General features: G+C 58.7%; 25 protein-coding genes. 4 read left to right on the forward strand and 21 right to left on the reverse strand.

Annotated elements, in window-relative coordinates; all coding sequences use genetic code 11:
• Positions 1 to 248 precede the first annotated feature (248 nt).
• The 14 genes from ybgF to G547_RS0108630 all read right to left on the reverse strand — a co-directional run bounded on the left by ybgF (position 249) and on the right by G547_RS0108630 (position 11921).
• Positions 249 to 1013: a tol-pal system protein YbgF gene (ybgF, locus tag G547_RS0108565; RefSeq protein ID WP_027329506.1), complete on the reverse strand. Its 765-nt coding sequence runs from the start codon at positions 1011 to 1013 to the stop codon at positions 249 to 251.
• Positions 1014 to 1018: 5 nt separating this feature from the next.
• Positions 1019 to 1546: a peptidoglycan-associated lipoprotein Pal gene (pal, locus tag G547_RS0108570; protein ID WP_425411492.1), complete on the reverse strand. Its 528-nt coding sequence runs from the start codon at positions 1544 to 1546 to the stop codon at positions 1019 to 1021.
• 100 nt (positions 1547 to 1646) lie between these two features.
• Positions 1647 to 2948, reverse strand: coding sequence for a Tol-Pal system beta propeller repeat protein TolB (tolB, locus tag G547_RS0108575; RefSeq protein ID WP_027329508.1), 1302 nt, complete (start codon positions 2946 to 2948; stop codon positions 1647 to 1649).
• Entirely contained in the window at positions 2945 to 3739 is a 795-nt protein-coding gene (gene tolA / locus G547_RS0108580) for a cell envelope integrity protein TolA (RefSeq protein ID WP_027329509.1), read from the reverse strand. Before tolA ends, tolB begins: the two co-directional genes overlap by 4 nt.
• Positions 3740 to 3749: 10 nt before the next feature.
• Complete coding sequence (tolR, locus tag G547_RS0108585; protein ID WP_027329510.1) at positions 3750 to 4178, reverse strand: protein TolR; 429 nt, start codon at positions 4176 to 4178, stop codon at positions 3750 to 3752.
• Positions 4179 to 4196: 18 nt separating this feature from the next.
• A complete protein-coding gene (tolQ, locus tag G547_RS0108590) occupies positions 4197 to 4883 on the reverse strand; it encodes a protein TolQ (protein ID WP_027329511.1) in 687 nt (228 codons plus the stop codon).
• Between the two features lie 7 nt (positions 4884 to 4890).
• Entirely contained in the window at positions 4891 to 5301 is a 411-nt protein-coding gene (gene ybgC / locus G547_RS0108595; RefSeq protein WP_027329512.1) for a tol-pal system-associated acyl-CoA thioesterase, read from the reverse strand.
• A 4-nt stretch (positions 5302 to 5305) separates the two neighbouring features.
• The gene (gene ruvB / locus G547_RS0108600; RefSeq protein ID WP_027329513.1) at positions 5306 to 6328 is read right to left on the reverse strand and encodes a Holliday junction branch migration DNA helicase RuvB; all 1023 of its coding nucleotides are present in this window, start codon (positions 6326 to 6328) and stop codon (positions 5306 to 5308) included.
• 153 nt (positions 6329 to 6481) lie between these two features.
• Positions 6482 to 7099, reverse strand: a complete 618-nt coding sequence (ruvA, locus tag G547_RS0108605; RefSeq protein ID WP_027329514.1) for a Holliday junction branch migration protein RuvA — start codon at positions 7097 to 7099, stop codon at positions 6482 to 6484.
• A gap of 486 nt (positions 7100 to 7585) precedes the next feature.
• Positions 7586 to 8104 (reverse strand): crossover junction endodeoxyribonuclease RuvC, encoded by a 519-nt coding sequence (ruvC, locus tag G547_RS0108610; protein ID WP_027329515.1) that lies wholly within the window; start codon positions 8102 to 8104, stop codon positions 7586 to 7588.
• Positions 8105 to 8129: 25 nt separating this feature from the next.
• On the reverse strand, positions 8130 to 8873 hold the full coding sequence (locus G547_RS0108615) for a YebC/PmpR family DNA-binding transcriptional regulator (RefSeq protein WP_027329516.1): 744 nt from the start codon (positions 8871 to 8873) through the stop codon (positions 8130 to 8132).
• A 418-nt stretch (positions 8874 to 9291) separates the two neighbouring features.
• Entirely contained in the window at positions 9292 to 11085 is a 1794-nt protein-coding gene (gene aspS / locus G547_RS0108620; protein ID WP_027329517.1) for an aspartate--tRNA ligase, read from the reverse strand.
• A gap of 43 nt (positions 11086 to 11128) precedes the next feature.
• Positions 11129 to 11416 (reverse strand): FmdB family zinc ribbon protein, encoded by a 288-nt coding sequence (locus tag G547_RS0108625; protein ID WP_027329518.1) that lies wholly within the window; start codon positions 11414 to 11416, stop codon positions 11129 to 11131.
• Between the two features lie 193 nt (positions 11417 to 11609).
• A complete protein-coding gene (locus G547_RS0108630) occupies positions 11610 to 11921 on the reverse strand; it encodes a Rieske (2Fe-2S) protein (RefSeq protein ID WP_027329519.1) in 312 nt (103 codons plus the stop codon).
• Positions 11922 to 12074: 153 nt separating this feature from the next.
• Between G547_RS0108630 and G547_RS20700 the strand changes: the two genes are divergently transcribed.
• Together G547_RS20700 and G547_RS0108640 are read left to right on the forward strand one after the other, a co-directional pair.
• On the forward strand, positions 12075 to 13430 hold the full coding sequence (locus G547_RS20700; protein WP_036187822.1) for a flavohemoglobin expression-modulating QEGLA motif protein: 1356 nt from the start codon (positions 12075 to 12077) through the stop codon (positions 13428 to 13430).
• A 12-nt stretch (positions 13431 to 13442) separates the two neighbouring features.
• On the forward strand, positions 13443 to 13790 hold the full coding sequence (locus G547_RS0108640) for a hypothetical protein (protein WP_027329520.1): 348 nt from the start codon (positions 13443 to 13445) through the stop codon (positions 13788 to 13790).
• Between the two features lie 193 nt (positions 13791 to 13983).
• Here the strand turns inward: G547_RS0108640 and ung are convergent, their stop codons facing one another.
• The 4 genes from ung to G547_RS0108660 form a co-directional block, all read right to left on the reverse strand.
• Complete coding sequence (ung, locus tag G547_RS0108645) at positions 13984 to 14679, reverse strand: uracil-DNA glycosylase (protein ID WP_027329521.1); 696 nt, start codon at positions 14677 to 14679, stop codon at positions 13984 to 13986.
• A gap of 480 nt (positions 14680 to 15159) precedes the next feature.
• Positions 15160 to 16332, reverse strand: coding sequence for a type III PLP-dependent enzyme (locus G547_RS0108650; protein WP_027329522.1), 1173 nt, complete (start codon positions 16330 to 16332; stop codon positions 15160 to 15162).
• 178 nt (positions 16333 to 16510) lie between these two features.
• Positions 16511 to 17785: a diaminobutyrate--2-oxoglutarate transaminase gene (gene ectB / locus G547_RS0108655; protein ID WP_027329523.1), complete on the reverse strand. Its 1275-nt coding sequence runs from the start codon at positions 17783 to 17785 to the stop codon at positions 16511 to 16513.
• A 292-nt stretch (positions 17786 to 18077) separates the two neighbouring features.
• Positions 18078 to 18680, reverse strand: a complete 603-nt coding sequence (locus G547_RS0108660) for a peroxiredoxin (protein ID WP_027329524.1) — start codon at positions 18678 to 18680, stop codon at positions 18078 to 18080.
• Between the two features lie 367 nt (positions 18681 to 19047).
• Here G547_RS0108660 and G547_RS0108665 point away from each other — a divergent pair, with 367 nt between their 5' ends.
• Together G547_RS0108665 and bfr are read left to right on the forward strand one after the other, a co-directional pair.
• Positions 19048 to 19260, forward strand: coding sequence for a bacterioferritin-associated ferredoxin (locus G547_RS0108665; protein ID WP_027329525.1), 213 nt, complete (start codon positions 19048 to 19050; stop codon positions 19258 to 19260).
• Positions 19261 to 19406: 146 nt separating this feature from the next.
• On the forward strand, positions 19407 to 19886 hold the full coding sequence (bfr, locus tag G547_RS0108670; RefSeq protein ID WP_027329526.1) for a bacterioferritin: 480 nt from the start codon (positions 19407 to 19409) through the stop codon (positions 19884 to 19886).
• 37 nt (positions 19887 to 19923) lie between these two features.
• On the opposite strand, the gene G547_RS0108675 is transcribed toward bfr, so the two are convergent.
• The 3 genes from G547_RS0108675 to G547_RS0108685 form a co-directional block, all read right to left on the reverse strand.
• Positions 19924 to 20700 (reverse strand): cell division protein ZapB, encoded by a 777-nt coding sequence (locus G547_RS0108675; RefSeq protein ID WP_245573449.1) that lies wholly within the window; start codon positions 20698 to 20700, stop codon positions 19924 to 19926.
• Between the two features lie 30 nt (positions 20701 to 20730).
• Positions 20731 to 22926: a protein kinase domain-containing protein gene (locus G547_RS22620; protein ID WP_051235108.1), complete on the reverse strand. Its 2196-nt coding sequence runs from the start codon at positions 22924 to 22926 to the stop codon at positions 20731 to 20733.
• A gap of 86 nt (positions 22927 to 23012) precedes the next feature.
• Positions 23013 to 23495 (reverse strand): STAS domain-containing protein, encoded by a 483-nt coding sequence (locus G547_RS0108685; RefSeq protein ID WP_027329528.1) that lies wholly within the window; start codon positions 23493 to 23495, stop codon positions 23013 to 23015.

Here is a 23495-nt window from a genome sequence, read left to right on the forward strand (position 1 = left end):
AAGGCAGGGAACAGGCCCAGGGAGGAACGCAAGGCGCAAGGGATGCTGCAATCAAGGACTGATAAGGACGAGGGAAGACGGGTCAGGGAAGCGCGGGACGGCGCTCGGACCCAAGCGACAGCTCTAAGGACAGAGACTATGACAGGGATCGAAACGACACGGGGGCCAATGCATCGCATTGGCCCCCGCCCTTTTTCTGCTTGGCCCTTTTCTGCTTGACTGACCTTTAGCCTCTGAAATCCGCCCCGCTACTGGAAATTTTCCTCCAGATACTGCCGAGCCAACCGAGCGGCATCGCTGGTACCGGAGGCCACATCCTGCAACAGCTCCTGAGCCTGCTGGTTTTTCCCCTGCTGATGGTAAACACGACCGAGCTTGTACTGCGCATCGGTGCGTTTTCGATCATCGGGAAACTCGCGCAACAAACGCTCAAACCACTTCTGGGCGTCATCCAGGTTCTGATTCAACAGATAGATCTCGCCCAACCAATAATGGCTGTTGCCAGCGAAATTGCCCTTCGGATACTCATCCAGGTAGGCATTGAATGCTTGAATCGCCTTGTCTATGTCCCGGTCACGCAACAGCTCGTAGGCATTGCGGTACATTTCTGTTTCCGAGGCACGCTCACCGCCACCGCCAAGGGAACCGTCTGTATTGACCGCCGCCCCTTCAGCGCCAGCACCACCGGAAGCCCCGCCACCGATCTGACGGGTCAGCTCGCCAATCCGGCGATCAAGGTCGAGATAATCGTCCATGCGCTGCTGTTTCAGGCGCTGAATCTCATTGGCTTGCTCTTCCACCATGCCGCGCAAATCAAGCACTTCTTCCTGCAGACTCTGCAGCCGGAAGTACATCTCCGTCTGCAGATTGGTAGTGGTGCCCTCGTTGGCCGATGGCTCAACCTGAGCGCCAGAGAGCGGCTCGGATTCCTCGACCCTCGCCTGAGCGTGCAGCATGGGCGCCACAACCGTCGAGGCTGCGAGCACGGTGGTGGCAATTAATGGCTTCAACATGGCTATCAGTACACGATTTCAACACGACGGTTCTGGGACCAGGCAGACTCACTGCTACCCATGGCCAGCGGGCGTTCTTCCCCATAGCTGACCACTTCCAGATCACTGCGACGCACCCCTTGAAGCACCAGGAAGTCACGCACGGCGTTGGCGCGACGCTCGCCCAGTGCCATGTTGTACTCGCGCGAACCGCGCTCATCGGCGTGGCCTTCAAGACGAACATCGGTGGGGTTTTCTTTCAGGCGTTCGGCGTGCGCCAACAGCAGAGCGCGGGCATCGGGCTTGAGAGTGGCCTGATCAAAGTCAAAATAGACGATGGTATCCAGCTCTTGCATTTCGTCATCGCCGTCCATACCGGAGCCAGAGGTCACGCCTTCGCGGTCGGCGGTACCGGTGGTCACACCACCATTTTGCCCGTCACCAGCGCCACCCATTGTATCGCTGTCTTCGGTGGTATCGGTGCTGGAACAACCGGCCAAAAAGGCCAGAACAAATGCCAGACTCAAGCCCTGCTTTTTCATAGTGGTCATCATGTATGACTCCATCATCAGTTGTTAATCTGTTGTCCGCTCCTGAAGGAGCGGCTAATCCTTACTGCGTTAAATGCCCTCGCAGGCTGTCAATAACGGCCTGCTAGTCAAGATACGGCGACCAGGCCGGCTCGCGCACATCACCCTGCTCGGAAGGCAGGAAGTAGCGCGTACCGGCGTCAAGAGACACTACCGCCAATACGCCCTGGTCGTTGCGGCTGGTAGCGTACATCAGCATAGCACCATTGGGCGCGATACTGGGCGATTCATCCAGATAGGTCTCTGTCAGTATACGCAGAGTACCCGTTTTCAAGTCTTGAGCAGCGATGTGAAACACGCCATCGCGCTGATGGACCATCACCATGGTCCGGCCATCGGGCGATATCTGGCCCCTGGCGTTGTAATCACCATCAAAGGTTAAGCGCTCCACCCGCCCGTTGGCAAGTGTTACCTGGTAGATTTGGGGTTTACCCCCACGATTGGAGGTAAAAACAATGCCCTCCCCGTCCGGCGTCCAGCTCGGCTCGGTGTCGATCGCGAAATGCTGGGTCAGACGGGTGAATTGGCCACTGGACAGGTCCAGCGTATAAATCTCCGGATTGCCGTCCTTCGACAGCACCAGAGCCAGTTTATCGCCGTCCGGCGACCAGGAGGGTGCGCCATTGAGACCTTTGAAATCTGTCACCTGGCGACGCTCACCGGACGCCAGATCCTGGATGAAAATCGCCGGCCGGGAGGTTTCAAAAGAAACGTAGGCCACTTTGTTGCCATCCGGAGACCAGTCCGGAGACAGAATCGGGTCTCCCGACTCGAGCAACATGGTCGGCCGTGCGCCGTCGGCATCGGCCAGAATCAGCCGGAAGGTGTCGTAAATTTCGGCATCGCTTTCTTCACCCCTCAGGGCCTCCACATACACAATTTTCGTGGAAAATACGCCGGGAATACCCGTCAGGGTCTCGTAGACGCGATCGCTGATGGCGTGGGCAATATCGCGCAGCTGGCGCGGACCACCCTCAACAGTCTGATCGCTCAGCACCGGGCGCTCATTCAGCACGTCGTACAGGTCGTAGTGCACCCGGTAGCGACCATCGACCTCTTCCACGCGACCGCTGAGCAGGTATTCCGAACCCAGCACTCGCCAATCGCGGAAAAACACTTCTTTCTGCCGTTTAGGGAAGGACAACATGTCTCCCCGTTCAATCGGCGCGAAAAAGCCGCTGCGCCGCAGGTCCGCCTCGACAATCCGGCTGATGTCCTGATCCAGGGACCCGGCGCCGACCAATTCCAGCGGGACCACAGCAATTTTGGTGGGGTCATCCACCCCACGGGTAATTTCAATCGTCAGTTGCGCCTGTGTCCCCAGGCTGACAATCAAAAGACAGACTAACGCCAGACAATGTCTCACAGTCTCAGATCCTCTGGTTTGAATTCCAGCCGAAGCTGGCGAAAATGGCTTTCAAAAACATGAGAGGGCATGTCCTGCACCTCTTCAAATCGATCAATGCGCTTGACCGCCTGCACGGCGGAACGGTCAAAGGCGCTGTTGCCACTGCTCTCCACCACGGCTACATCAACCACCTGGCCGGTGGGGACCAGTTGAATGGCCAATACCACCGTCATCCCCGCTCGAGCGGAGGGCGGGCGGCTCCAGTTGTTCTCAATGCGTTCGGCAATTACGTTGACGTAGCTCTGGGCCACTTCTTGGGCCTGCTGAGCTTCAAAAAATTCCGCTTCTTCGCTCAGAGCCTGTTCGAGCTGCTGCTGACGTTCAATGCGCTGCTGCTCCGCCTGCAATTCCTGTTGTCGGCGGCGCTCGGCCGCCTCTTGCTCCTGCTTCTTGCGTTCCGCTTCCTGACGCTCGCGCTCCGCCTTGGCCTTGGCCTCACGCTCGCGTTGCTCTTTTTCTTTCTGTGCCTTGATACGCTGTGATTCTTGCTGCTGCCGGCGGCGCTCGGCCTCCTGGCGTTCGCGCTCCTGCTGGCGCTGGCGCATATCAATGACTTTCTGCTGCGCGGCCTGCTCGGCCTGACGCTGGCTTTTCGGTGTGAACTCCACGATTTTGGCCTGAATCGCCTGGGGCCGCTGAACCTCTCGCGGTTCGTGCCGAGCGCTCCAGTTGGCAAACATCAGCCCAAACACCAACGCATGGAGAGACAGGCTGATTACCAGTGGGAGAGTATAGGCCTTCAAGGTCATAAGTCTGTGATCACTGTGGCGGTTCGGTCACCAGACCGACCGAGGGTGCGCCCGCGCTTTGTAGCTCGGTCATCAACTGCACCACGACGCCGTAGTCGACGTCCCGGTCACCCCACACCAATACCGGTGTTTGCGGCTCCTGGCGCAGTACTTTGCTGACAGTCTCCTTGATCTCGGACAGTGGCCGTTGGGTTTCCTGATCGCCGCCCAGGTTGATGTAATAGCTTCCGTCCTTTTTGATCGAGACAATGAGCGGCTCGGTATCGTCATCCTCTACCGCTTCGGAGGGCGCCTGGGGAAGATCCACCTTGACGCCCTGCATCAGCAGCGGCGCGGTGATCATGAAGATCACCAACAGCACCAACATCACGTCGATATAGGGAACGACGTTGATCTCGGCCATGGGTTTCTTTTTGACTTTGCGCCCGAACGGGGACATGTCGTGAACCTCACTCTATCAGGAAGAGACCTGCTTGCTATGCACCTGACGGTGCAGAATCGCGGAGAATTCCTCGGCAAACGTCTGGTAATAACTGAGCATGGATTCCGCCCGGGCGGAATAGCGGTTGTAGGCCAGTACGGCGGGAATCGCGGCGAACAGGCCCATGGCGGTCGCCACCAGTGCCTCGGCAATGCCCGGCGCCACCGTGGCCAGGGTAGCCTGTTGAACGTTCGCCAGCCCACGGAAGGAATTCATAATGCCCCACACGGTACCGAACAGGCCGATATAGGGGCTGACCGACGCCACGCTCGCCAAAAACGGCAGGTGCAGCTCCAACTTTTCCTCTTCTCGCGTGAGCGCCACGCGCATCGCCCGCTGGCTGCCTTCCATCACGGCTTCGGAACTGGCGCCGCTTTGCTGGCGCAGCCGGGTGAACTCCTTGAAGCCCGCTCGAAAAATGCTCTCCGCGCCCTCGGCGGCCTTGCCATTGCCCTGGCGGTAGAGCTGATTGAGGTCAATGCCCGACCAGAACTGCCGCTCAAAGCCGTGAAACAAAGCCTTGGCCTTGCGCAGATACAGCCCCCGTTGAATGATCATGACCCAGGAGATCACAGAGGCGAGAAACAGGAGCAACATCACGAACTGAACCAAAAGGCTCGCTTCGGCGATCAGGCTCCATATGGACATGGTTTCTTGAGGCATAGGATCGTCAGCTCTCGATTGTGGATGCGATTTTTTGTTGCATTGGCGCTGGGATAGCGCGCGGTTTGAAGCTCTGGCCATCGACGCAGGCGATGCGGATTAGACCGTCACAGAGCTTTTCGTTCCCTCGCCATACACTTTGATGAAATGTCACGTTAGTACGGGCCAGTTTGTCGATGCGCGCGGTGACCGTGAGTTTGTCGTCCAGCCGGGCGGAACGGTGGTATTGAATTTCGGCTTTGTGCACCACCAACAGCAGGCCATCGTCCAGAATAGCCGGCTTATCATACCCTAACTGGCGCAAAAATTCGGTCCGGCACCGCTCCATGAATTTCAAATAGTTGACGTAGTACACAATTCCGCCAGCATCGGTGTCCTCGATGTACACCCGAACCGGAATGGAGAATTCACCAACCATCGCTCTAAGAGTCCTCCCGCAGGCGCTTGGGCAGGTCCACACCAAAGTGCAGGTAGGCGTTGGCCGTCAGAATACGGCCTCGCGGAGTACGGGCCATAAAGCCCTGCTGAATCAGGTAGGGCTCAATCACGTCCTCGATCGTGCCGCGCTCCTCGCTGATGGCCGCCGCCAGGCTCTCAATGCCCACCGGCCCGCCATCAAAGTTGTCCAACAAAGCCAACAACAACCTGCGGTCCATATGATCGAACCCGCGCTCATCCACTTTGAGCATATTGAGCGCCTGGTCGGCCATATCGGAAGTAACGACCCCATCGCCCTTCATCTCGGCATAGTCCCGTACCCGACGCAGCAGTCGGTTGGCCACGCGCGGTGTACCCCGCGCCCGCTTGGCCACTTCGACCGCCCCCGACTCCTCCAGGCGAACGCCAATCAGCTCGGCCGCCCGAAGCACGATTCGGGTCAGATCCGCCACAGAGTAAAATTCCAGACGCTGCACGATGCCGAAGCGATCGCGTAGCGGAGAGGTCAACAGGCCCGCGCGAGTGGTCGCGCCCACCAGGGTGAAGGGCGGCAGATCGAGCTTGATGGACCGGGCGGCGGGGCCTTCGCCGATCATGATATCGAGCTGAAAGTCCTCCATGGCCGGATAGAGAATTTCCTCTACTACAGGGCTCAGACGGTGGATTTCATCGATAAACAACACATCGCCGGGCTCCAGGTTGGTCATGAGCGCCGCGAGGTCACCGGCCTTTTCCAGGACGGGGCCGGAGGTGCTCTTGAGCGCTACACCCATCTCAGTGGCGATAATATTGGCCAGGGTGGTTTTGCCCAGCCCGGGCGGGCCGAACACGAGGGTATGATCCAGCGCCTCGCCCCGCTTCTGGGCAGCGCCGATAAAAATTTCCATCTGCTCGCGCACGGCGGGCTGGCCGATGTAATCCGCCAGCGCCTTGGGGCGCACCGCGCGGTCAATCACATCTTCGCGCTCGCGGGGGGCCGGATCGATCAGGCGATCTGTCTCAATCATGGGGCGTTACTCAGTAGGTCGCAAACCGGGGCACAGTCTACCAGACTTGAGTCTCTATCAGCCTTGGCTGAGGGCTTTCAGTCACACTTGGCTGAGGGCTCTCTATAAGATCTGGCTGAGGGCTCTCTACCAGACCTGGCTGAGGGCTCCAAATCAGACCTGGCTGAGGGCTCTCAAGGCCAAGCGGATAAGTTCCTGGCTACCGGCAGCCGGCGTCTGGCGCGCGGCGGCGGAGATCATGCGGGCCGCTTCGGTGGGTTTGTAGCCCAGTGCGATGAGGGCGCTTTCGGCTTCCTCCTGGTGGTCTTCGCGCCCGGGAGCGGGTTCCGGCAGCAGGTCGCCGGCGAGGTCTTCCCGGGGCGTTTCCCAGCCTTTGAGCCGGTCACGCAGTTCGATGACGAGCCGTTCGGCGGTTTTTTTGCCGACTCCGGGGACTTTGGTGAGGGCGTTGACTTTGTCTTCGCGCACGCACCGGGCGACGTCGTCGGCTTCCATTCCAGAGAGGATGGCGATGGCCATTTTGGGGCCGACGCCGCTGACTTTGATGAGGGTGCGAAACAATCTGCGGTCGCGTTCTTGGGCGAAGCCGAACAGTTGGTGTGCGGTTTCGCTGACGGCAAGGTGGGTGTGGAGGGTGACTTCGTCGCCGCGCTCGGGGAGCCGGTAGAAGGTGGTCATGGGGGCCTGGACTTCGTACCCGACGCCACCGACGTCGATGAGCAGGTATGGCGGTTGTTTTTCCAGCAGTGTGCCTCTGAGCCGTCCGATCATAGTATCCGTAACCCCGGGTTTTTGTATGTTTGCGTCGATCGACGCCTGCTACTGTGTGTCGAGTCCGGCCCGCTGCCGGGCATAGCCTTTGGGGACCGCGATCATTCTATTTTGGGAGGCTCCATCAAGTCCGGCCCGCTACGGGGTACACCCTTCGTGAACCCGCCGTGAACCCATCCATGGGGGCTTCTCATCGGCATCCATGCCTCAGAGAGTTCACGAAGGGTGTACCCCGCATCGGTCCTCAGTGCCACCAATTTGTCTTCGGCGCCACCACCTGACTTACCCAAGCGTCTGGGAAGGAACCTGCCATTCACTTTCTACAACGCTCGGAGGTCAGGTGTGGGGTAGAGGTTCCCCAGACCGTGGAGCGGGGGACCCGCGATTCGAGCCCCCAGGGATGGGTTTACGGCGTGTCTGGGGAACCTCTACCCCACACATGACCGGCCCATCAGCAACCACCAAAGGAACTGTAGAGCGATTTTCCTAGACCACCCTGCCCCGCCGAAAGCTTCGTTTGCCGGCCAGCGCGATTAATTGATCTTGGGTATTCGCATGACAGAGCGCCACCGCCAGGGCATCCGCCGCGTCCTCTTGGGGAGTGCCCGCCAGACGCAGCAACGCCTTGACCATATGTTGGACCTGAGTCTTGTCCGCCGCGCCAGTGCCCACCACCGACTGCTTGACCTTGCGGGCCTCGTACTCGTAAACCGGTAAGTCCTGCACCACGGCGGCAGTGATAGCCGCGCCGCGGGCCTGGCCCAGTTTCAGGGCCGAGCTGGCATTTTTGGCCATGAACACCTGCTCAATGGCCACTACATCCGGACTCTGCTGCTGCACAATCTGGGTGATGGCGTCGAATATTACTTTGAGCCGGGACGGCAGGTCGCCGTCCGGGATTCGGATGACGCCGCTGGTGACGTAGGCCACTTTGCCGCCCAGGCGTTCGATCACCCCGAAGCCGGTTTTGCGCGAGCCGGGGTCGATCCCCAGTATGCGGGTCATGGCCACCTCTGGGGGCGTCGGCCCCCTATGCGTTCAACTCTTCCATCACCGCGTCGGGGATGTCGCCGTTGGTGTAGACGTTCTGCACGTCGTCCAGGTCTTCGAGCATGTCGACCAGGGCCAGCAGTTTTTCGGCGCCGTCCTTGTCGAGTTCGATGGTGGTGGACGGCAGCATGATGATTTCGCTGTTGATGGGCTCGAAGCCGGCTTCAATGAGCGCTTCTTTGACGGCGAAGTATTCTTCAAAGGGTGTGCGCACGTCGAGGGTGCCATCGTTGTTGGTGACGATGTCTTCCGCGCCGGCTTCCAGGGCGGTTTCCATGATGTCTTCTTCGGTGATGCCTTCGAAGCTGATCTGCCCCATACGGGTGAAGAGGTAAGCTACGGAGCCGTCGGTACCGAGGTTGCCGCCGCGTTTGCTGAAGGCGTGGCGCACTTCGGAGACGGTGCGGTTTTTGTTGTCGGTCATGCACTCTACGAGCACGGCGACGCCGTTGTTGCCGTAGCCTTCGTAGGTGACGTCTTCGTAGTTGTCGCCTTCACCAGCCCCGGCACCGCGCGCGATGGCTTTGTCGATGGTGTCTTTTTTCATGTTGGCGCCGAGCGCTTTGTCCATTGCGGTGCGCAGGCGGGGGTTGTCTTCAGGCGCGGCTCCGCCTTTGGCGGCGACGGTGAGTTCGCGAATGATTTTGGTGAAGACTTTACCGCGTTTGGCGTCTTGGGCGGCCTTGCGGTGTTTGATGTTTGCCCATTTACTGTGGCCAGCCATCGAGGGCCTCCGTCTTGTTCTGGTTTGATCGAGTTTGTTTACAGCGAGAGTCTAGCCCGGCCGGCACAGGGGAGAATGGGTCTTCAAGACACGCAGCAAGTACATCCCTGTATGCTCGAGAGCGCGCATCCCTGCGACTCACGGTCTTGAAGACCCATTCTCCCCTGCACCGGCCTCCGCACGTTGTCACAACCAACCTGTCTAATTTTTCGTCCGGTCAGTCGTAGAGTGAGCTGATCTTCTTAGCGCGCACACCCCAACACTATACAAAGTGCCTGAGTGAGCGCCAGGAGGGGGTACATGCTTCCGGGACCGTGAGCCGCAGGGATGCGCGCTCTCGAGCTTACAGGGACGTATTTACAGCGTGTCCCGGAAGCATGTACCCCCTCCTGGTGCGTCGGCTTAATGCCTGACCTGCTTAGTCCGCTTTTGCTTCAGCGGCCGGCTTTTCTTTCTTGCGCAGGCGGATGTTCAGTTCTTTCAGTTGAATCTCGTCCACCGCGCCCGGGGCGTCGGTCATGACACAGGCGGCGCTCTGGGTTTTCGGGAAAGCGATCACATCCCGGATTGAGCTGGCGCCAACCATCAACATCACCAGACGGTCGAGACCGAACGCCAGGCCGCCGTGGGGTGGAGCGCCGTACTTCAGGGCGTCGAGCAGGAAGCCGAATTTCTCGCGCTGCTCTTCTTCGCCAATACCCAAGGCACGGAAAACGGCCTGCTGCATGTTCTGGTTGTGGATACGAATCGAACCGCCACCCAATTCGGTGCCGTTGAGCACCATGTCGTAGGCGCGGGACAGCGCTTCCGCCGGGTTCTTTGCGAGCTCTTCCGGGCTGCAGGACGGCGCAGTGAACGGGTGGTGCAGGCTGTTCAGGGAGCCATCGTCTTCCTCTTCGAACATCGGGAAGTCGACAACCCACAGGGGCGCCCACTCACGGGTGTAGAGATCGAGGTCTTCGCCCAGCTTGCAGCGCAACGCGCCCAGGGCTTCGCTGACCACGGTGGCTTTGTCGGCGCCGAAGAAGATCAGGTCGCCGTTTTCCGCTTCCACCCGCTCCAGAATGCCTTTACGGGCCTCGGTGGGCAGGAATTTGACGATGGGCGACTGGAGGCCTTCTTCCAGGTCGTTTTTGTCATTGACCTTGATGTAGGCCAGGCCCTTGGCACCGTAGATGCTGACGAATTTGGTGTAGTCATCAATCTGCTTGCGGGTGAGCTTTTCGTTGCCGCCGGGGACTTTCAGGGCGGTGACGCGGCCTTTGGGGTCTTTGGCCGGGCCGGAGAAGACTTTGAAGTCCACCTCGCCCATCAGATCTTTCACGTCGACCAGCTCCAGCGGGATGCGCAGGTCCGGTTTGTCGGAACCGTATTTCTGCATGGCTTCGGCGTAGGTCATGCGCGGGAAGTCACCCAGGTCGACGTCTTTCAACTGGGTAAACAGCTGGCGCACCATGCCTTCGGTGACGGACATGATGCCTTCTTCGTCCATGAAGGAGGTTTCGATATCGATCTGGGTGAATTCCGGCTGGCGGTCGGCCCGCAGGTCTTCATCCCGGAAGCACTTGGCGATCTGGTAGTAGCGATCGAAGCCGGAGACCATCAGCAGCTGCTTGAACAGCTGGGGCGACTGGGGCAGCGCGAAAAATTTGCTCTCGTGGGTGCGCGAGGGCACCAGGTAGTCCCGGGCGCCTTCGGGGGTTGCGCGGGTCAAAATCGGGGTTTCAATGTCCAGAAAGCCCTGTTCGTCCAGATAATTGCGCACCACGTTGGTCAGCTTGGAGCGAAACCGCAGGCTTTTCTGCATTTCCGCCCGACGCAGGTCCAGGTAGCGGAATTTCAGCCGCACGTCCTCACCCACGGAGGAATGGGAGTCCAGGGGGAAGGGCGTGGTCTCCGCCTCGTTCAGGATGCTCAGCGCGGTGCCGTAGATCTCTACCTCACCGGTGGCCATATTCGGGTTCACCGTGGCGGCGTCGCGAGCGCGCACTTTGCCGGTGACCTGCAGCACGTATTCGCCCCGGACACGGTCGGCCAGATTGAAGTGTTCGCCGGTATCCGGGTCGAATACCACCTGAACAATACCCTCGCGGTCTCGCAAGTCGATAAAAATCACACCACCGTGATCCCGGCGGCGGTCGACCCACCCACAAAGGGTAACTTCCCGATCAATGTCTTTGGCTGTCAGTGTGCCACAGTAATCACTGCGCATAGTGCTTTCCCGTTATCGTTGCGATCTCAATGACCGGCCGGCATCAGCCGGCCGCGGTGCTGGAGGGTGACGGTGTGGTGGCTTTACTCTCGCCACCGCTTGAGGCTTTTTTATCGCTCGCCTTATCACCCGCGAGGTTTTTCTGATTGGACTTTTTGAAGTCCGTCTCATACCAACCGCTCCCTTTCAGACGGAAGCCGGCGGCCGAGATTTTCTTTTTCAGGCTGGCCTGGCCACAGGCCGGACAGTCTACCAGGGGCTCGTCGCTGAGCTTTTGCAGCGCTTCCATTTTGTGCGCACAGGCTTGGCACTGATATTCATAGATGGGCATTGTGGTGTTCCTCAATTAAACGCTCGTCTGAGCGATCAACGTCTTCGGTGACGCGGGCAATGCCGCACAGGGCCAAAAAACGCGCGATTATAACCCAATGGGGCGCCAGCGAGAACCGGGTCTGCCGTTTTCCGCTGGGAAGCGGAGGCTTTCCCTATTTAGGGGCACGCTGGCGAATTTAAAGGGGCGGGCCTCAAAGATCGATACCCAGGGTGTTGCCTTCATAGACGACGGGAACAAAGCTCAGGGGGCCGACGCAACCGTCAGGCGCATTAACGGCCTGCCCCGAAAGCAGGTCGAACTCGATACCGTGAACCGGACAGCGAAGCTGGCCCCCAGTCACACTGGCCTTGTGCAGCGGCGCGTCCATATGGGGGCAACGATTGGTCAGCAGGTAGGTGCGCCCCTCCTCCTGAAGTAGCAGCAGCTCGCGCCCGGCGACCCGGAATACTCGGCGGTAACCGTCATGGAGCTGATGCAGGGTTTCCAGCGCCTGATAGGCCATGGTTGTTCTCCTGAAGCGATTCCGGCTCCCAAAAACGCCGCCGCAACGCTAGCGTAGGTAGTTTTGAAACAGGCTGCTAGACTAGCACACTGACACTCACCTGAGGGCCCGTTCAACGCTGTTCGCTGGCCCCAAACAATGCGAGCCCCTCGAATGAGTACCCAGCCCTACCTGGACACCCTCAAAACCCTTTCCAACCGGCTGGTCAACCTGCAAAAACCCATCCGCATCCTGGATGCCATCAAGTGGACGCCGGACATTGAGCAGGCTTTCCGGGCCAGTGGCGGACGTGCCCTGCCCCGTGTCGACGCCGACTACTATCAGCGCCAGCCCCTGGGTTTTGACCCCGAGCAACTGGACCGCGAGCTTTTGGAGTTGGACCGGGACATTCGGCGCCAACTGGGCCGGGGCGATGCTCTGGGCAAGATTCTGCAGGCCACCGTTGAGCAATACCAACTGGTGGTACAGCTGTTGCGCCACCGGGGCCGCCCCGAGTTCGGTGACTTCAGCCGGCAGCTCTACGGGTCGGCCAGCGACCGGATTCGCGGTGATCGCAAGACGCTTCGCACTTTGGGGGAGCGCTTGTGCGAGGTTTTCTCTCTGCCGGCGGTGGAACATCTCAACCGCCCCTACCGAAATGATATCGATGCCGAAACGGCCGTGAGCATGCTGCGCCAACGCATGGACCGCTATTTCGGTCGGGGTCAGGTCCGGGTGGCGATCAGCGATGACATCGTCTCTGACGCCGCGGCCGGGGGTGACGGCATCAAAGTGAACCGCCGGGCACATTTTTCCGAGCTGGATATTCAGGTACTGGAGGTGCACGAGGGCTGGGTTCATATCGGCACGACGCTCAATGGTCGGGAACAGCCCTGGGCGACCTGGCTGAGCGTGGGCTCGCCACGAATTACGGCCATCCAGGAGGGCATGGCGGTCTTGATGGAAACGCTGACGTTCAGCTCTTTCCCCCAGCGCGCACGCCGTGTCAGTGACCGGGTGGTGGCGGTGGACCTGGCGGAACAGGGGGCGGATTTCTGTGAGGTGTACCGCCACTTTCTGGACAGGGGCGTCAGCGAGCACGACAGTTACCGGGTGACCCAGCGGGTTTTTCGCGGCGGGCAGGTGGCCGGAGACCAGGGCTCGGTGTTTACCAAGGATATTTCTTATGTGAAGGGCTTTGTGGAGAATGTGAATTTTATCCGCAGCGCCATTCAGTCGGGGGTGCCGGAGATCATTCCGATGTTGTTTGTGGGAAAAGTGACTTTGGACGACCTTCCGCTACTGTACGAACGCTACCTGGAAGGTGTAATCTCCGCTCCCCGGCATGTGCCGCCCATGTTCCGCGATTTGAACGGCCTTTATGTGTGGTTCGGGTTTTCCAGCAGTCTGTCGCTGATGAACATCGCCCGCATACAGCAGCATTTCAGCAAGTTGTTTGACTCGATGCCCGCCACAGCGCCGCTGTACGCCGGTTCGAGCGACACCAAGCGGGATGCCGAACTGGATTAATGCTTTCGACTTATGATGCACTACAAAATTGTTCTGACGGGCAGTGGAATTATGGTGGACCATTACGGCAGCCCGGAGCCGGTAATGGGGTTTGTGACGTGCCGTTTGCTGAAGGCGGATTCTGAGAAGCTGGCGGTGGCGACGGTGAAGCGGGATATTCTGGTTCAGTGGAATCAGAGTTTTAACGCGGATCGTAAGGCGGGCCTACCGAAGCTCTCGGTGGAGCAGATCAAGCCGGTGAATCCGTTGTTGAGCCGCAAACCGAAGCACGATTTCTATTTTTATGTGTCGGAGGAGCAGCGCGAGGAGCACCTCCAGGAGCTGACTCAACCCAAACGGCGCTGGTTCAAGAAGAAATAGTCCGGCGGCTACCATGGAGTCCGGTGCGAGAAGGGAGGGTGTGCCGAAGACCCGCCGTAAACCCTTCCCTGGGGGCTTCTCATCGGCATCCATGCCTCAGAGAGTCTTCGGCACACCCTCCCTTCTCGCACCTCAGTGCCATCCCAACCCTATTAAAGGTGTAGGTCGGGTAAGTGAAACGCCACCCGACAAATCAACCCTCCGGCAAACACCAATCAACCGGCTTCTCCCCCCGACTCACCAGGTACTGGTTCGCCTGGGAAAAGTGCCCACACCCGATAAACCCCCGATGCGCCGACAGCGGCGAGGGATGCGGTGCGCGCAACACGAGGTGTTTCTGCCGGTCCACGAACTGGGCTTTTTTCTGGGCGTAGCTGCCCCAGAGCAGGAATACCACTCCTTCCCTTTCGCGGTTGATGATGTCGATGGCTTTGTCGGTGAATTGCTCCCAGCCCTGGCGCTGGTGGGAGCCGGCTTTGGCCTGTTCGACGGTGAGGGTGGCGTTGAGCAGCAGCACTCCCTGGTCGGCCCAGCTTTGGAGGGAGCCGTGGTTGGGTCGGGGGCAGTTCTGGTCTCGCTCGAGTTCTTTGAAGATGTTTTGCAACGAGGGTGGCGCGGGTACTCCGGGCTGGACGGAGAAGCAGAGGCCGTGGGCCTGGTTCGGGCCGTGGTAGGGGTCTTGCCCCAGGATGACGACTTTGACCTGGTCGAGCGGTGTGGAGTTGAAGGCGTTGAAGATGTTTTTGGACGGCGGGAAGATGGTTTTGCCCTGTTGCTTTTCCTGGAGTAGGAATTGTTTGAGGTTTTGCATGTAGGGCTGTTGGAATTCGGGCTCGAGGTGGCTGAGCCAGCTGGGTTCCAAGTCGATTTTCTTTTGCGCGTCCGCCATAACCTTTCCCAAGCTGTTTGCGTTTAGCGGGTCAATTTAGCATTGATTGTCCAGAACGAAAACCTGCGGGAAGTGCATTGGGTCCGGCTCGGGATGGGGTATACCGGTTATAGACCCGCCGTGAACCCATCCATGGGGGCTTCTCATCGGCATCCATGCCTCAGAGAGTCTATAACCGGTATACCCCACCCCGAGCCTCAGTGCGAACATCAACCTTCAACACATCACCGTGGATGCTAATGGCACTGAGGGCCGCTGTCGGGTGCACTGTTCCCAGACCGTGGAGCGAGGGACTCGCGATTCGAGCCCCCAGGGATGGGTTTACGGCGTGTCTGGGAACAGTGCACCCGACAGCGGACCGGACCAGACGCCACTTGCCAAAGTTGTTGCGATGGTAGCATCGCGTGTAATTATGGCGGGTGCGCTTCGCTTACCGCGCCCTACGTGTGGATCTTGGTGTAGAGCGCGGATTACGCAACGCTAGATGCAGTACTCTTTCAGGGGCGGGAAGCCGTTGAACTCCACAGCACTGTAAGAGGTAGTGTAGGCACCGGTAGAGAGCCAGTAGAGGCGGTCACCGATGGCCAGGTTCAGCGGCATCGGGTACTTGTGGTGCTCGTACATAATATCCGCACTGTCACAGGTCGGGCCCGCGATCACCGAATCCTCCAGCTCGCCCCGCTTCTCCGTGTAGATCGGGAACTTGATCGACTCGTCCATCGTCTCGATCAGGCCCGAAAACTTGCCCACGTCGGTAAACACCCAGCGGTGCAACGCTGTGCGGGACTTGCGGGAAATCAACACCACCTCACTGACCAGAATACCGGCATTGGCGATCAGCGAGCGACCGGGCTCGATGATGATCTCGGGGAAGTCCTTGCCGAAATCCTCCTCCAGAAAACGGGTGATTTCCTGAGCGTAAGTCTCCAGATCGTTGGTGCGGGTCATATAATTGGCCGGGAAGCCACCGCCCATGTTGATCATCTTCAGCTCAATGCCATCTTCCTCTTTGAGCCGCTCGAAGATGACCTTCACCTTGCCCAGGGCCGCGTCCCAACTGCTGATTTCCCGCTGCTGGGAACCGACGTGGAACGAAACGCCGTAGGGCACCAGGCCCAGGTCGCGCGCGAGGATCAACAAGTCCATCGCCATGTCGATCTCACAACCGAACTTGCGGGACAGGGGCCAGTCGGCCGTCAAGGTGCCTTCGGTGAGAATCCGGACATAAATTTTCGCGCCGGGGGCCGCCCGGGCGATGTTGCGCAGGTCCGCCTCCGAGTCGGTGGCGAACATACGTACGCCCTTCTCGTAGAAGTAACGAATGTCCCGGCTTTTCTTGATGGTATTGCCATAACTGATGCGCTCCGGGCTCACCCCGAACGGCAACACCTTGTCCAACTCATAGATGGAGGCGATGTCGAAATTTGCGCCACGATCGGCCAGCATCTGGAGGATGGCCGGTGCCGGATTCGCTTTTACCGCATAGAAGATATTGGCGTAAGGGAAGTTGTCCTCCAACGCCTGATAGTGCTGCGCGATCATTTCCGTATCGATGACCACGAACGGTGTCTCTTTGGTGTCGGCGAATTGCTTCAGCCGTGCAAAGGTCACATCGTCGTAGTAATCCTTAAGCTGAATCGGCGAGTCGGTCATGGCACCCCCTGGGAGTATCGAATTAGCGTCAACGTGCACTGTGCGGTCGATCGCGGGCGGCGATTGAATACAAGTTTTCAGTGCTTGGCAAGCATTATTTTAGACGCTTTGGGGAGGTCTTGCTGAGGAAGGGAACGGGTCCGCGCCACGCAAGGCGCGGACCCGTTTCAGGTGAGTCTTAGTGCCCCTCACCCGTGATCATTTTGCGCTGTTTCTCCACCAGTGCCGCGAGCGAATCGCGCACGACCTGAAGGCCTTCCCGCAGGATCTCCTCCTCGATCAGCAATGAGGGCAGGAACTTCAGCACCTGATCGTCGGCACCGGCGGTTTCCATCACCAGACCGCGGGAAAAGGCTTCCTGGGAGGCTTCGCTGGCCAGGCCGGTGGCCATTTCAACCCCCCAGACCATACCGACGCCGCGCACTTGGGGCTCGAGCTCGGGGAAGTCGGCCGCCATTTTCTTCAGCTCTTCCTCGATGATCTGACCTTTGTATTCGACCACCTTGCCCATGTCGTCGTTATCCCAGTAACTCAGGGCCTGGGTGGATGCGACGAAGGCCAGGTTGTTGCCCCGGAAGGTGCCGGTGTGCTCACCGGGAGACCACTGGTCCAGCTCCGGGCGCATCAACAGCAGCGCCATGGGCAGGCCGCCACCGATAGACTTGGACAGGCACACCATGTCGGGATGGATACCCGCGCGCTCGAAGCTGAAGAAGGTACCGGTCCGGCCGTTACCGACCTGGATGTCATCAATGATCAACAGAATATCGAACTCGCGGCAGAGCTCTTCGAGCTTCTTCAACCATTCGACGCTGGCGACGTTGATACCACCTTCGCCCTGAACGGTTTCCACAATGATGGCGGCGGGCAGGTCCACACCGCTGCTGCCGTCAGAGAGGAATTTGCGCATGTATTCAATGGAGTCCACGCCTTCGCCCAGGAAGCCGTCAAACGGCATGAAAGCGGTGTTGGCGCGCGAGCCATAGGACTCGTCCTTATAGAAGTAGTTGCCGGTCACACCCAGCGCACCCATGGTCAAGCCGTGGTAGCCATTGGTAAACGCGATGATATTGGAGCGGCGCTTGATCATCCGGGCCAGCTTGAGGGCGGTTTCAACGGCGTTTGTGCCGGTCGGGCCGGTGAACTGCATTTTGTACTGCAGGCCACGTGGTGCCAGGATGGTGTCGCGGAACTTGGTCATGAAATCGCGCTTGGCGATAGTCGCTTTGTCCAGACCGTGGACAATGCCTTTGTGCTGGAGGTATTCGATCAGCGCTTCGGTGATTTTCGGGTTGTTGTGTCCGTAGTTCAGGGTGCCCGCACCGGCAAAGAAGTCGATGAAGCGGTTGCCGTTCTCGTCAAACAGTTCCGAACCCTCGGCTTTGTCAAAAACGACGGGGAAGGAACGCACATAGCCACGAACCTCGGACTCCATCTCTTCGAAAATTCTCATTGAAAATTCCTCGTTGTGATCAAAAGGTGAATGGCTTCATCCGGCCTACCCGCGAGCGGCGCCCAGACCCCGGGCCGCCGCCATCGTATCGTGCTTCACCACCCTCCAGGGTGGCAGGACAGCACCGAATGGACCAAAAACGGCCAATTACTATAGAGAAACTTAGAGTTCAAAGCAAGTTTGAGCAACCCGCAAAATGCCCTGGAGCCCTGCTTTGGCGGGGGTTTGGCGAGTTTTGGGCATAAAAAAACCCGGCTGCAAAGCGCCGGGTTTCCTTCGTGCTGAAAGCGATTTACAGCTTGCCGCTGTTCTCGCCCAGGTACTTCGCAACACCTTCCGGAGACGCGTCCATACCTTTATCGCCCTGCTTCCAGCCAGCCGGGCAGACTTCGCCGTGCTCCTGGTGGAACGCCAGCGCGTCAACCATGCGCAGCATCTCGTCAACGTTGCGACCCAGCGGCAGATCGTTGACCACTTGGTGGCGAACCACGCCGTCTTCGTCGATCAGGAAGGAGCCGCGGAAAGCCACGCCACCTTCGGACTCAACGTCGTAGGCCTGGCAGATTTCGTGCTTAACATCCGCCGCCAGGGTGTACTTGACCTGGCCAATGCCGCCTTCGTCGACCGGGGTGTTACGCCAAGCGTTGTGGGTGAACTGAGAGTCGATAGACACACCGATCACTTCCACGTTGCGCTTTTTGAACTCCTCGACGCGATGATCGAACGCAATCAGCTCAGAGGGGCACACGAAGGTGAAGTCCAGCGGATAGAAGAAGACCACAGCCTTCTTGCCCTTGATCGCCGAGTGCAGGTTGAATTCATCAACGATCTCGCCGCTACCCAGTACCGCGGCAACGGTAAAATCGGGTGCGGATTTGCCTACTAATACGCCCATGTTCAATCTCCTGATTTAGTGGACATTTAACGGTGAAAAAAGCCCGTATGCCTACTGCCCGAGGTCTCACCGAGAACGACGAAACAGGCAATAAACATTTGGCTAAACAAAGACTTAGTCACCACCGCGGAGGGTTCCGGGTCATGACTTCAATGCATTAAATAACAGCCGGGTATCATACAGCCCGAAAGGTTTCGGTTCTATTGAATTTCTAAATCATCCTGACAGCCAGAAACTATATAAATCAAACCTATCGACTCCGCCAACAAGATAGCTACGCAAATGTTAATTGTTCTCAGATATTATTGACATAAATTCTCATTACTATTACATTGTTCATATCTTGAGCATATCCGGAGTTTTTCGCATGTACGTTTGCGTGTGCAAGGGCATCACTGACCACCAGATCAAAGACGCTGTTTACGCTGGCGCCACTACGGTTGGCAAGCTGCGCAAGGCTCTCGGGGTCGCCAGCCAGTGCGGCAAGTGCACCTGCCTGACACGGGAGCTGATTGATGAAACGCTCCAGACTACTCAGCACGCCGACGCAGAGCCGCTCTACTACGCCGTCGCGGTCTGAACCGCACTGAAAATCAGTAGTATTACTATTAAATTTTCTTTATATATCAAGCACTTAGAAAGAAGTCCTGCTTGACACTCCTGCCTTCTACGCCCACACTTTAGCGTTGTATCAATTCAATCGCCCACCCATCGACGGAGACGGTTATGAAAGGCGACGCTAAAGTCATTGAAATTCTGAACAAATGCCTCGGGAACGAACTGGTGGCCATTAACCAGTACTTCCTCCACGCCCGCATGTATAAAGATTGGGGGCTGAAAGAACTCGCCGATCACGAATACGAAGAGTCCATCGACGAGATGAAGCACGCGGATATGCTGATCGAACGTATCCTGTTTCTGGAGGGGCTCCCCAACCTTCAGGATCTGGGCAAACTGCTGATCGGTGAGAACACCGAGGAAATGCTGGCCTCAGACCTGAAACTTGAGCTGGCCGCCATTCCCGACCTGCGCGACGGCATTGAGTACTGTGAGTCGGTACGGGACTACGGCAGTCGCGATCTGCTGAAATCCATTCTTGAGTCCGAAGAGGAACATGTCGACTGGCTGGAAACCCAGCTGTCACTGATCGACAAGGTCGGTATCCAGAATTACCTGCAGTCCAAAATGGGTGGCGGCGAAGAATAACCGCCGCGATAGCTCGGGGCGCCGTTCCGTTGGCCTGCTAGTTCAGCAGGCCAAACACTCCCAGTGAGTATGAGCGACGCTCTTCCGCCCCCTTAAGCTCATCGGGGTCAATGGTGGAGCCGACGGTGAGATTGGCCCGCCGAAAACGGGTATTCCCGGTCCCACGGTCAAACCCGACGGGCACCGGACCGGAGAATTCGTACGCCAACAGGTCCCCGGGCTCTACACCCACGGTGACCGGAAAGCTCACGCGCACCTCCCCACTCTGCTCAATCACGACGGCGGGGCTCTGCCAGACCACGACCAGCTGTTCTCCGACCGGGCGAAGCACGCTCACCGCAACCTCTCCCGAGGCTTCAAAGTACCCGGCCACACCCGTCAGGGTGCCCGAGTTGGGAATGGGGTGAGCCAGATCCACCAGGGTCAACGCCTCATCACCCCGCTGGGAGCGGCTGACAAGCTCGCCGCCGACGTAATCCAGCAGATCCGCCTGAAACAGAAACCCCCGATAACTGTCAATCTGATTCTGAACGAACTCTCGCACCAGACCCCGAAGCTCAGTGGACTCTTCCACCCGGGAGGACTTCTCGGTTCTGAGCACGCCGATTATCCGCTCGCGCTCCTCTAGCTCTGTCCGAAGCTGTTCCTCACGCACGCGAAGCTCGCTGATCTGATCGCTTGCCTGTTCCACTTCCCGCTCCAGTTCGGCGTTCTCCTGCCGCAACTGCTGAACATCCGGCTGAGTCACACAAGCCGTCAGCAACAGGGGGGTGAACACCATCAGCGAGCGTCTGAGTATCGTCCTGTTCATCATGGAAACTCCTCACGTAAAGCCGGGTTGCGATCAATCACTGATTTGAAAAGAAACCGAACTTAAGGTCCGATTACCGGCTACCAGGTCGAGGTGGTAGCCACCTTCCGCAAAACCATTCACCGGCCGCTCTATCCGGAAAAAAGCCTCGCCCTGGGGGCCCTGAACTATCACCGGCACTTGGGCAATCTGTATCTGACGGGAACCATCGTAGAGCATAGCCTGTATGACCGCGCTTGTCGCCGCGAAGTTTCGGTAGCTGAAGCCCACGTGCAGAACACGCCCGGCGCGCAGGACATCGGCCTGCTCGTCCGGCAGAACGTTGAATGACTCGGCACTGACTCGGGCTCGGGGTATCTCGGGTTGCTGCTCAGCTTCTCGTCGGTCCCGCCACTCAACTTCCAGCGCCAGCAACTCGGCGCTCCCGGGGTTGCGGTCACGGGCTTGCATCAAGCGCTCTCCGGCTTCTTCCAGGCGCCCTGCGGCCAGATCCTCTTCAATCGCAGAAACTGTCGCAGCCAGAGGGGAAACCCGCTCCGCCTCCGCCCGTTCGGCGGTCACCTCCTGTGATCGCTGATCCAGTCGCGCCCGCAGACGCTCACTCTGCATCAGCAACCGCGGGCTCTCGGGGTAGCTTTCCAGCCCCGACTCAAGCAGGGCCAGGGCACCCGTGAGATCGCCATGACTGGCGATATCGTCGGCCGTGCGGCTCAACTCAGCAACGGCCTCGTTCCTGGCATTGTCAGCGGCGACCGCCGGCGACGGCTCAGGCGCTGAACGCTCAGCTTCAGCCTGCGCCTCTTCTGTTGGGGGCAGCGGAAGGGGTTCGGCGAGGGCCGGCTCAAAGGAGGGGCGCTCCGTCTCCACTGGGGGCCTGGTCACAGGCTCCGCGGGCGAGTCTTTCGGCGCCGGACTCAGCTCGGGCTTCGACGTCGGTATTGCTGTCGTTCCGGTGGACGATTCGATCGCTTCAACCGCCTCGGCCTCGCCCATGGATTCCTGCACCGTCTCGGGATTTCCTGCACGCGGAACCTCCCGGGGAGTCTCGGCCTCTTCGCCGCTTTGGGATACCTCCCCGGAAACCACCGTCGGTAGCTCCTCGGACATCCGCTCCACCCACGGCATGACCCGTGCCTGCCACAGTGCCCGAAGGGGAGCCTCCCATTGGTACAGGGCCACCAGGCCCAGCGTGCAAAACAGAATAAGGCTTAACAGCCAGACCCGGCGATGGCCCTCCGCCGGTTTAGCTGGCTGGTGAGACACCCGGTCCTCATCCTCAATGGACATTGGCTCCCCTTCGGCGACCTCGGGTTCTGCCAACTCATCATCGTGCCGGGCGACTACCGCCTGGGGCTGATGCAGGGTCGGGGACTCGCCGTCGCTGCCACCGAGTTTTTCAAATAGGGCACGATCGCCTTCCTGCTGGATCGCCACCAACATTTCCGGCGTCAGTTGCTCCAGCGCATCGATGAACTCAGCGCCGGTCTGATACCGCTCGTCGGGGTCCTTTGCCAGGATACGGTCAATAATGGGCTGAAAAGCCACCAGATGGCGCGGTAGCAAGGGAATCTGCTCAGAAATGTGCTTAACCCCAATGGAAACCGCCGAATCCGAGTCATAGGGGAGATGCCCACAGAGCAACAAAAACAGTACCACGCCCAGACTGTACAGGTCCGAACGACTGTCCACCGGCGCGCCGCGTGCATGCTCCGGGCTCATGTAATGAGGCGTACCAACGGTGGTACCGGTTTGGGTCATGGAGGAGGTCTGATCGACGACGCGGGCGATACCGAAGTCCATCAGAACGGCCCGCCCGTCGTCATCATGCAGCATGATGTTATCGGGCTTCACATCCCGGTGGACACACCCCTTACGCCCGGCGTAGTCGAGTGCCCGCGCGACTTCTTTGACCACCGTGACACACTCGGGCAAGCTCAGCTCAAACCGCCGGTGTTTCAAGTCCCGGCCGGGCACGTACTCCATGGACAGGTAGTGATAGTCACGGTGCACCCCCATGTCGTAAACCGTGACAATATTGGGATGCACAAGGCGACTCACAATTCGCGCCTCGCTCAGAAAACGCTCGCCGAAGGTGGGGTCTTTGGATAGATACGGGTCGAGGACTTTGAGCGCAACTTCCCGCTCAACACTTTCCTGAATGGCTAGGTACACTCGGGCCATACCGCCTTCGCCCAGAGTATCAATGATCTTGTAGCCGGGTATCTGCATGCAATGCCACAGTGATTGGACTGAATTCGATCGCTCTTCCTTCCAAGGACCGAGCGCCAAGAGAGCCCAAAGCCTACCGCAAACCGTTAGCGCTCTTCGAGCATTTTCACCAGATTGCGAAAGGTTTCACGGTTTTCACGGTTCAGCCCCATAAGAATTTTATGAGCTTCGATGACTTTTTCCTTGACCTGTTGCTCTTCGGGGGTATCAGCTTCCAGTGGTTGTTCCGGGGTGACCGGCGCCTCCAGGTCGTTCACTATGGTGAAAATTTCCTGAAACCCCATGGTGTAAAGCAGTCGATTAATGCTGTCATTGTTGGAGTAGACCACCGGCGTAATGTCTTTCTGCTCTCGCCCCTGAAGGGCAATTTTAGCCATAAGACCAAGGGTGGTGCTGTCGATAGCCTCTGCCTCAGACAAATCGAACATGACCTCGCAAAAATCGTTCTGACTGAACATCGTATCGATAAACTGATCGAACGAGATACACAGCGTGAGGCGCACATCACCGACCATTTTGATGACGTAAACGCCGCCATGATCGGCTACCAGAATCTGACCGGGACGCAT

The organism is Marinimicrobium agarilyticum DSM 16975 (genome assembly GCF_000423345.1).
GTDB classification, from domain to species: domain Bacteria; phylum Pseudomonadota; class Gammaproteobacteria; order Pseudomonadales; family Cellvibrionaceae; genus Marinimicrobium; species Marinimicrobium agarilyticum.

What these genes read in the sequence shown, in the direction of transcription:
- ybgF (WP_027329506.1), bottom strand. Translation starts at nt 1,013, where the DNA reads ATGTTGAAGCCATTAATTGCCACCACCGTGCTCGCAGCCTCGACGGTT.
- pal (WP_425411492.1), bottom strand. Translation starts at nt 1,546, where the DNA reads ATGATGACCACTATGAAAAAGCAGGGCTTGAGTCTGGCATTTGTTCTG.
- tolA (WP_027329509.1), bottom strand. Translation starts at nt 3,739, where the DNA reads ATGACCTTGAAGGCCTATACTCTCCCACTGGTAATCAGCCTGTCTCTC.
- tolR (WP_027329510.1), bottom strand. Translation starts at nt 4,178, where the DNA reads ATGTCCCCGTTCGGGCGCAAAGTCAAAAAGAAACCCATGGCCGAGATC.
- tolQ (WP_027329511.1), bottom strand. Translation starts at nt 4,883, where the DNA reads ATGCCTCAAGAAACCATGTCCATATGGAGCCTGATCGCCGAAGCGAGC.
- ybgC (WP_027329512.1), bottom strand. Translation starts at nt 5,301, where the DNA reads ATGGTTGGTGAATTCTCCATTCCGGTTCGGGTGTACATCGAGGACACC.
- ruvB (WP_027329513.1), bottom strand. Translation starts at nt 6,328, where the DNA reads ATGATTGAGACAGATCGCCTGATCGATCCGGCCCCCCGCGAGCGCGAA.
- ruvA (WP_027329514.1), bottom strand. Translation starts at nt 7,099, where the DNA reads ATGATCGGACGGCTCAGAGGCACACTGCTGGAAAAACAACCGCCATAC.
- ruvC (WP_027329515.1), bottom strand. Translation starts at nt 8,104, where the DNA reads ATGACCCGCATACTGGGGATCGACCCCGGCTCGCGCAAAACCGGCTTC.
- G547_RS0108615 (WP_027329516.1), bottom strand. Translation starts at nt 8,873, where the DNA reads ATGGCTGGCCACAGTAAATGGGCAAACATCAAACACCGCAAGGCCGCC.
- aspS (WP_027329517.1), bottom strand. Translation starts at nt 11,085, where the DNA reads ATGCGCAGTGATTACTGTGGCACACTGACAGCCAAAGACATTGATCGG.
- G547_RS0108625 (WP_027329518.1), bottom strand. Translation starts at nt 11,416, where the DNA reads ATGCCCATCTATGAATATCAGTGCCAAGCCTGTGCGCACAAAATGGAA.
- G547_RS0108630 (WP_027329519.1), bottom strand. Translation starts at nt 11,921, where the DNA reads ATGGCCTATCAGGCGCTGGAAACCCTGCATCAGCTCCATGACGGTTAC.
- G547_RS20700 (WP_036187822.1), top strand. Translation starts at nt 12,075, where the DNA reads ATGAGTACCCAGCCCTACCTGGACACCCTCAAAACCCTTTCCAACCGG.
- G547_RS0108640 (WP_027329520.1), top strand. Translation starts at nt 13,443, where the DNA reads ATGATGCACTACAAAATTGTTCTGACGGGCAGTGGAATTATGGTGGAC.
- ung (WP_027329521.1), bottom strand. Translation starts at nt 14,679, where the DNA reads ATGGCGGACGCGCAAAAGAAAATCGACTTGGAACCCAGCTGGCTCAGC.
- G547_RS0108650 (WP_027329522.1), bottom strand. Translation starts at nt 16,332, where the DNA reads ATGACCGACTCGCCGATTCAGCTTAAGGATTACTACGACGATGTGACC.
- ectB (WP_027329523.1), bottom strand. Translation starts at nt 17,785, where the DNA reads ATGAGAATTTTCGAAGAGATGGAGTCCGAGGTTCGTGGCTATGTGCGT.
- G547_RS0108660 (WP_027329524.1), bottom strand. Translation starts at nt 18,680, where the DNA reads ATGGGCGTATTAGTAGGCAAATCCGCACCCGATTTTACCGTTGCCGCG.
- G547_RS0108665 (WP_027329525.1), top strand. Translation starts at nt 19,048, where the DNA reads ATGTACGTTTGCGTGTGCAAGGGCATCACTGACCACCAGATCAAAGAC.
- bfr (WP_027329526.1), top strand. Translation starts at nt 19,407, where the DNA reads ATGAAAGGCGACGCTAAAGTCATTGAAATTCTGAACAAATGCCTCGGG.
- G547_RS0108675 (WP_245573449.1), bottom strand. Translation starts at nt 20,700, where the DNA reads ATGATGAACAGGACGATACTCAGACGCTCGCTGATGGTGTTCACCCCC.
- G547_RS22620 (WP_051235108.1), bottom strand. Translation starts at nt 22,926, where the DNA reads ATGCAGATACCCGGCTACAAGATCATTGATACTCTGGGCGAAGGCGGT.
- G547_RS0108685 (WP_027329528.1), bottom strand. Translation starts at nt 23,495, where the DNA reads ATGCGTCCCGGTCAGATTCTGGTAGCCGATCATGGCGGCGTTTACGTC.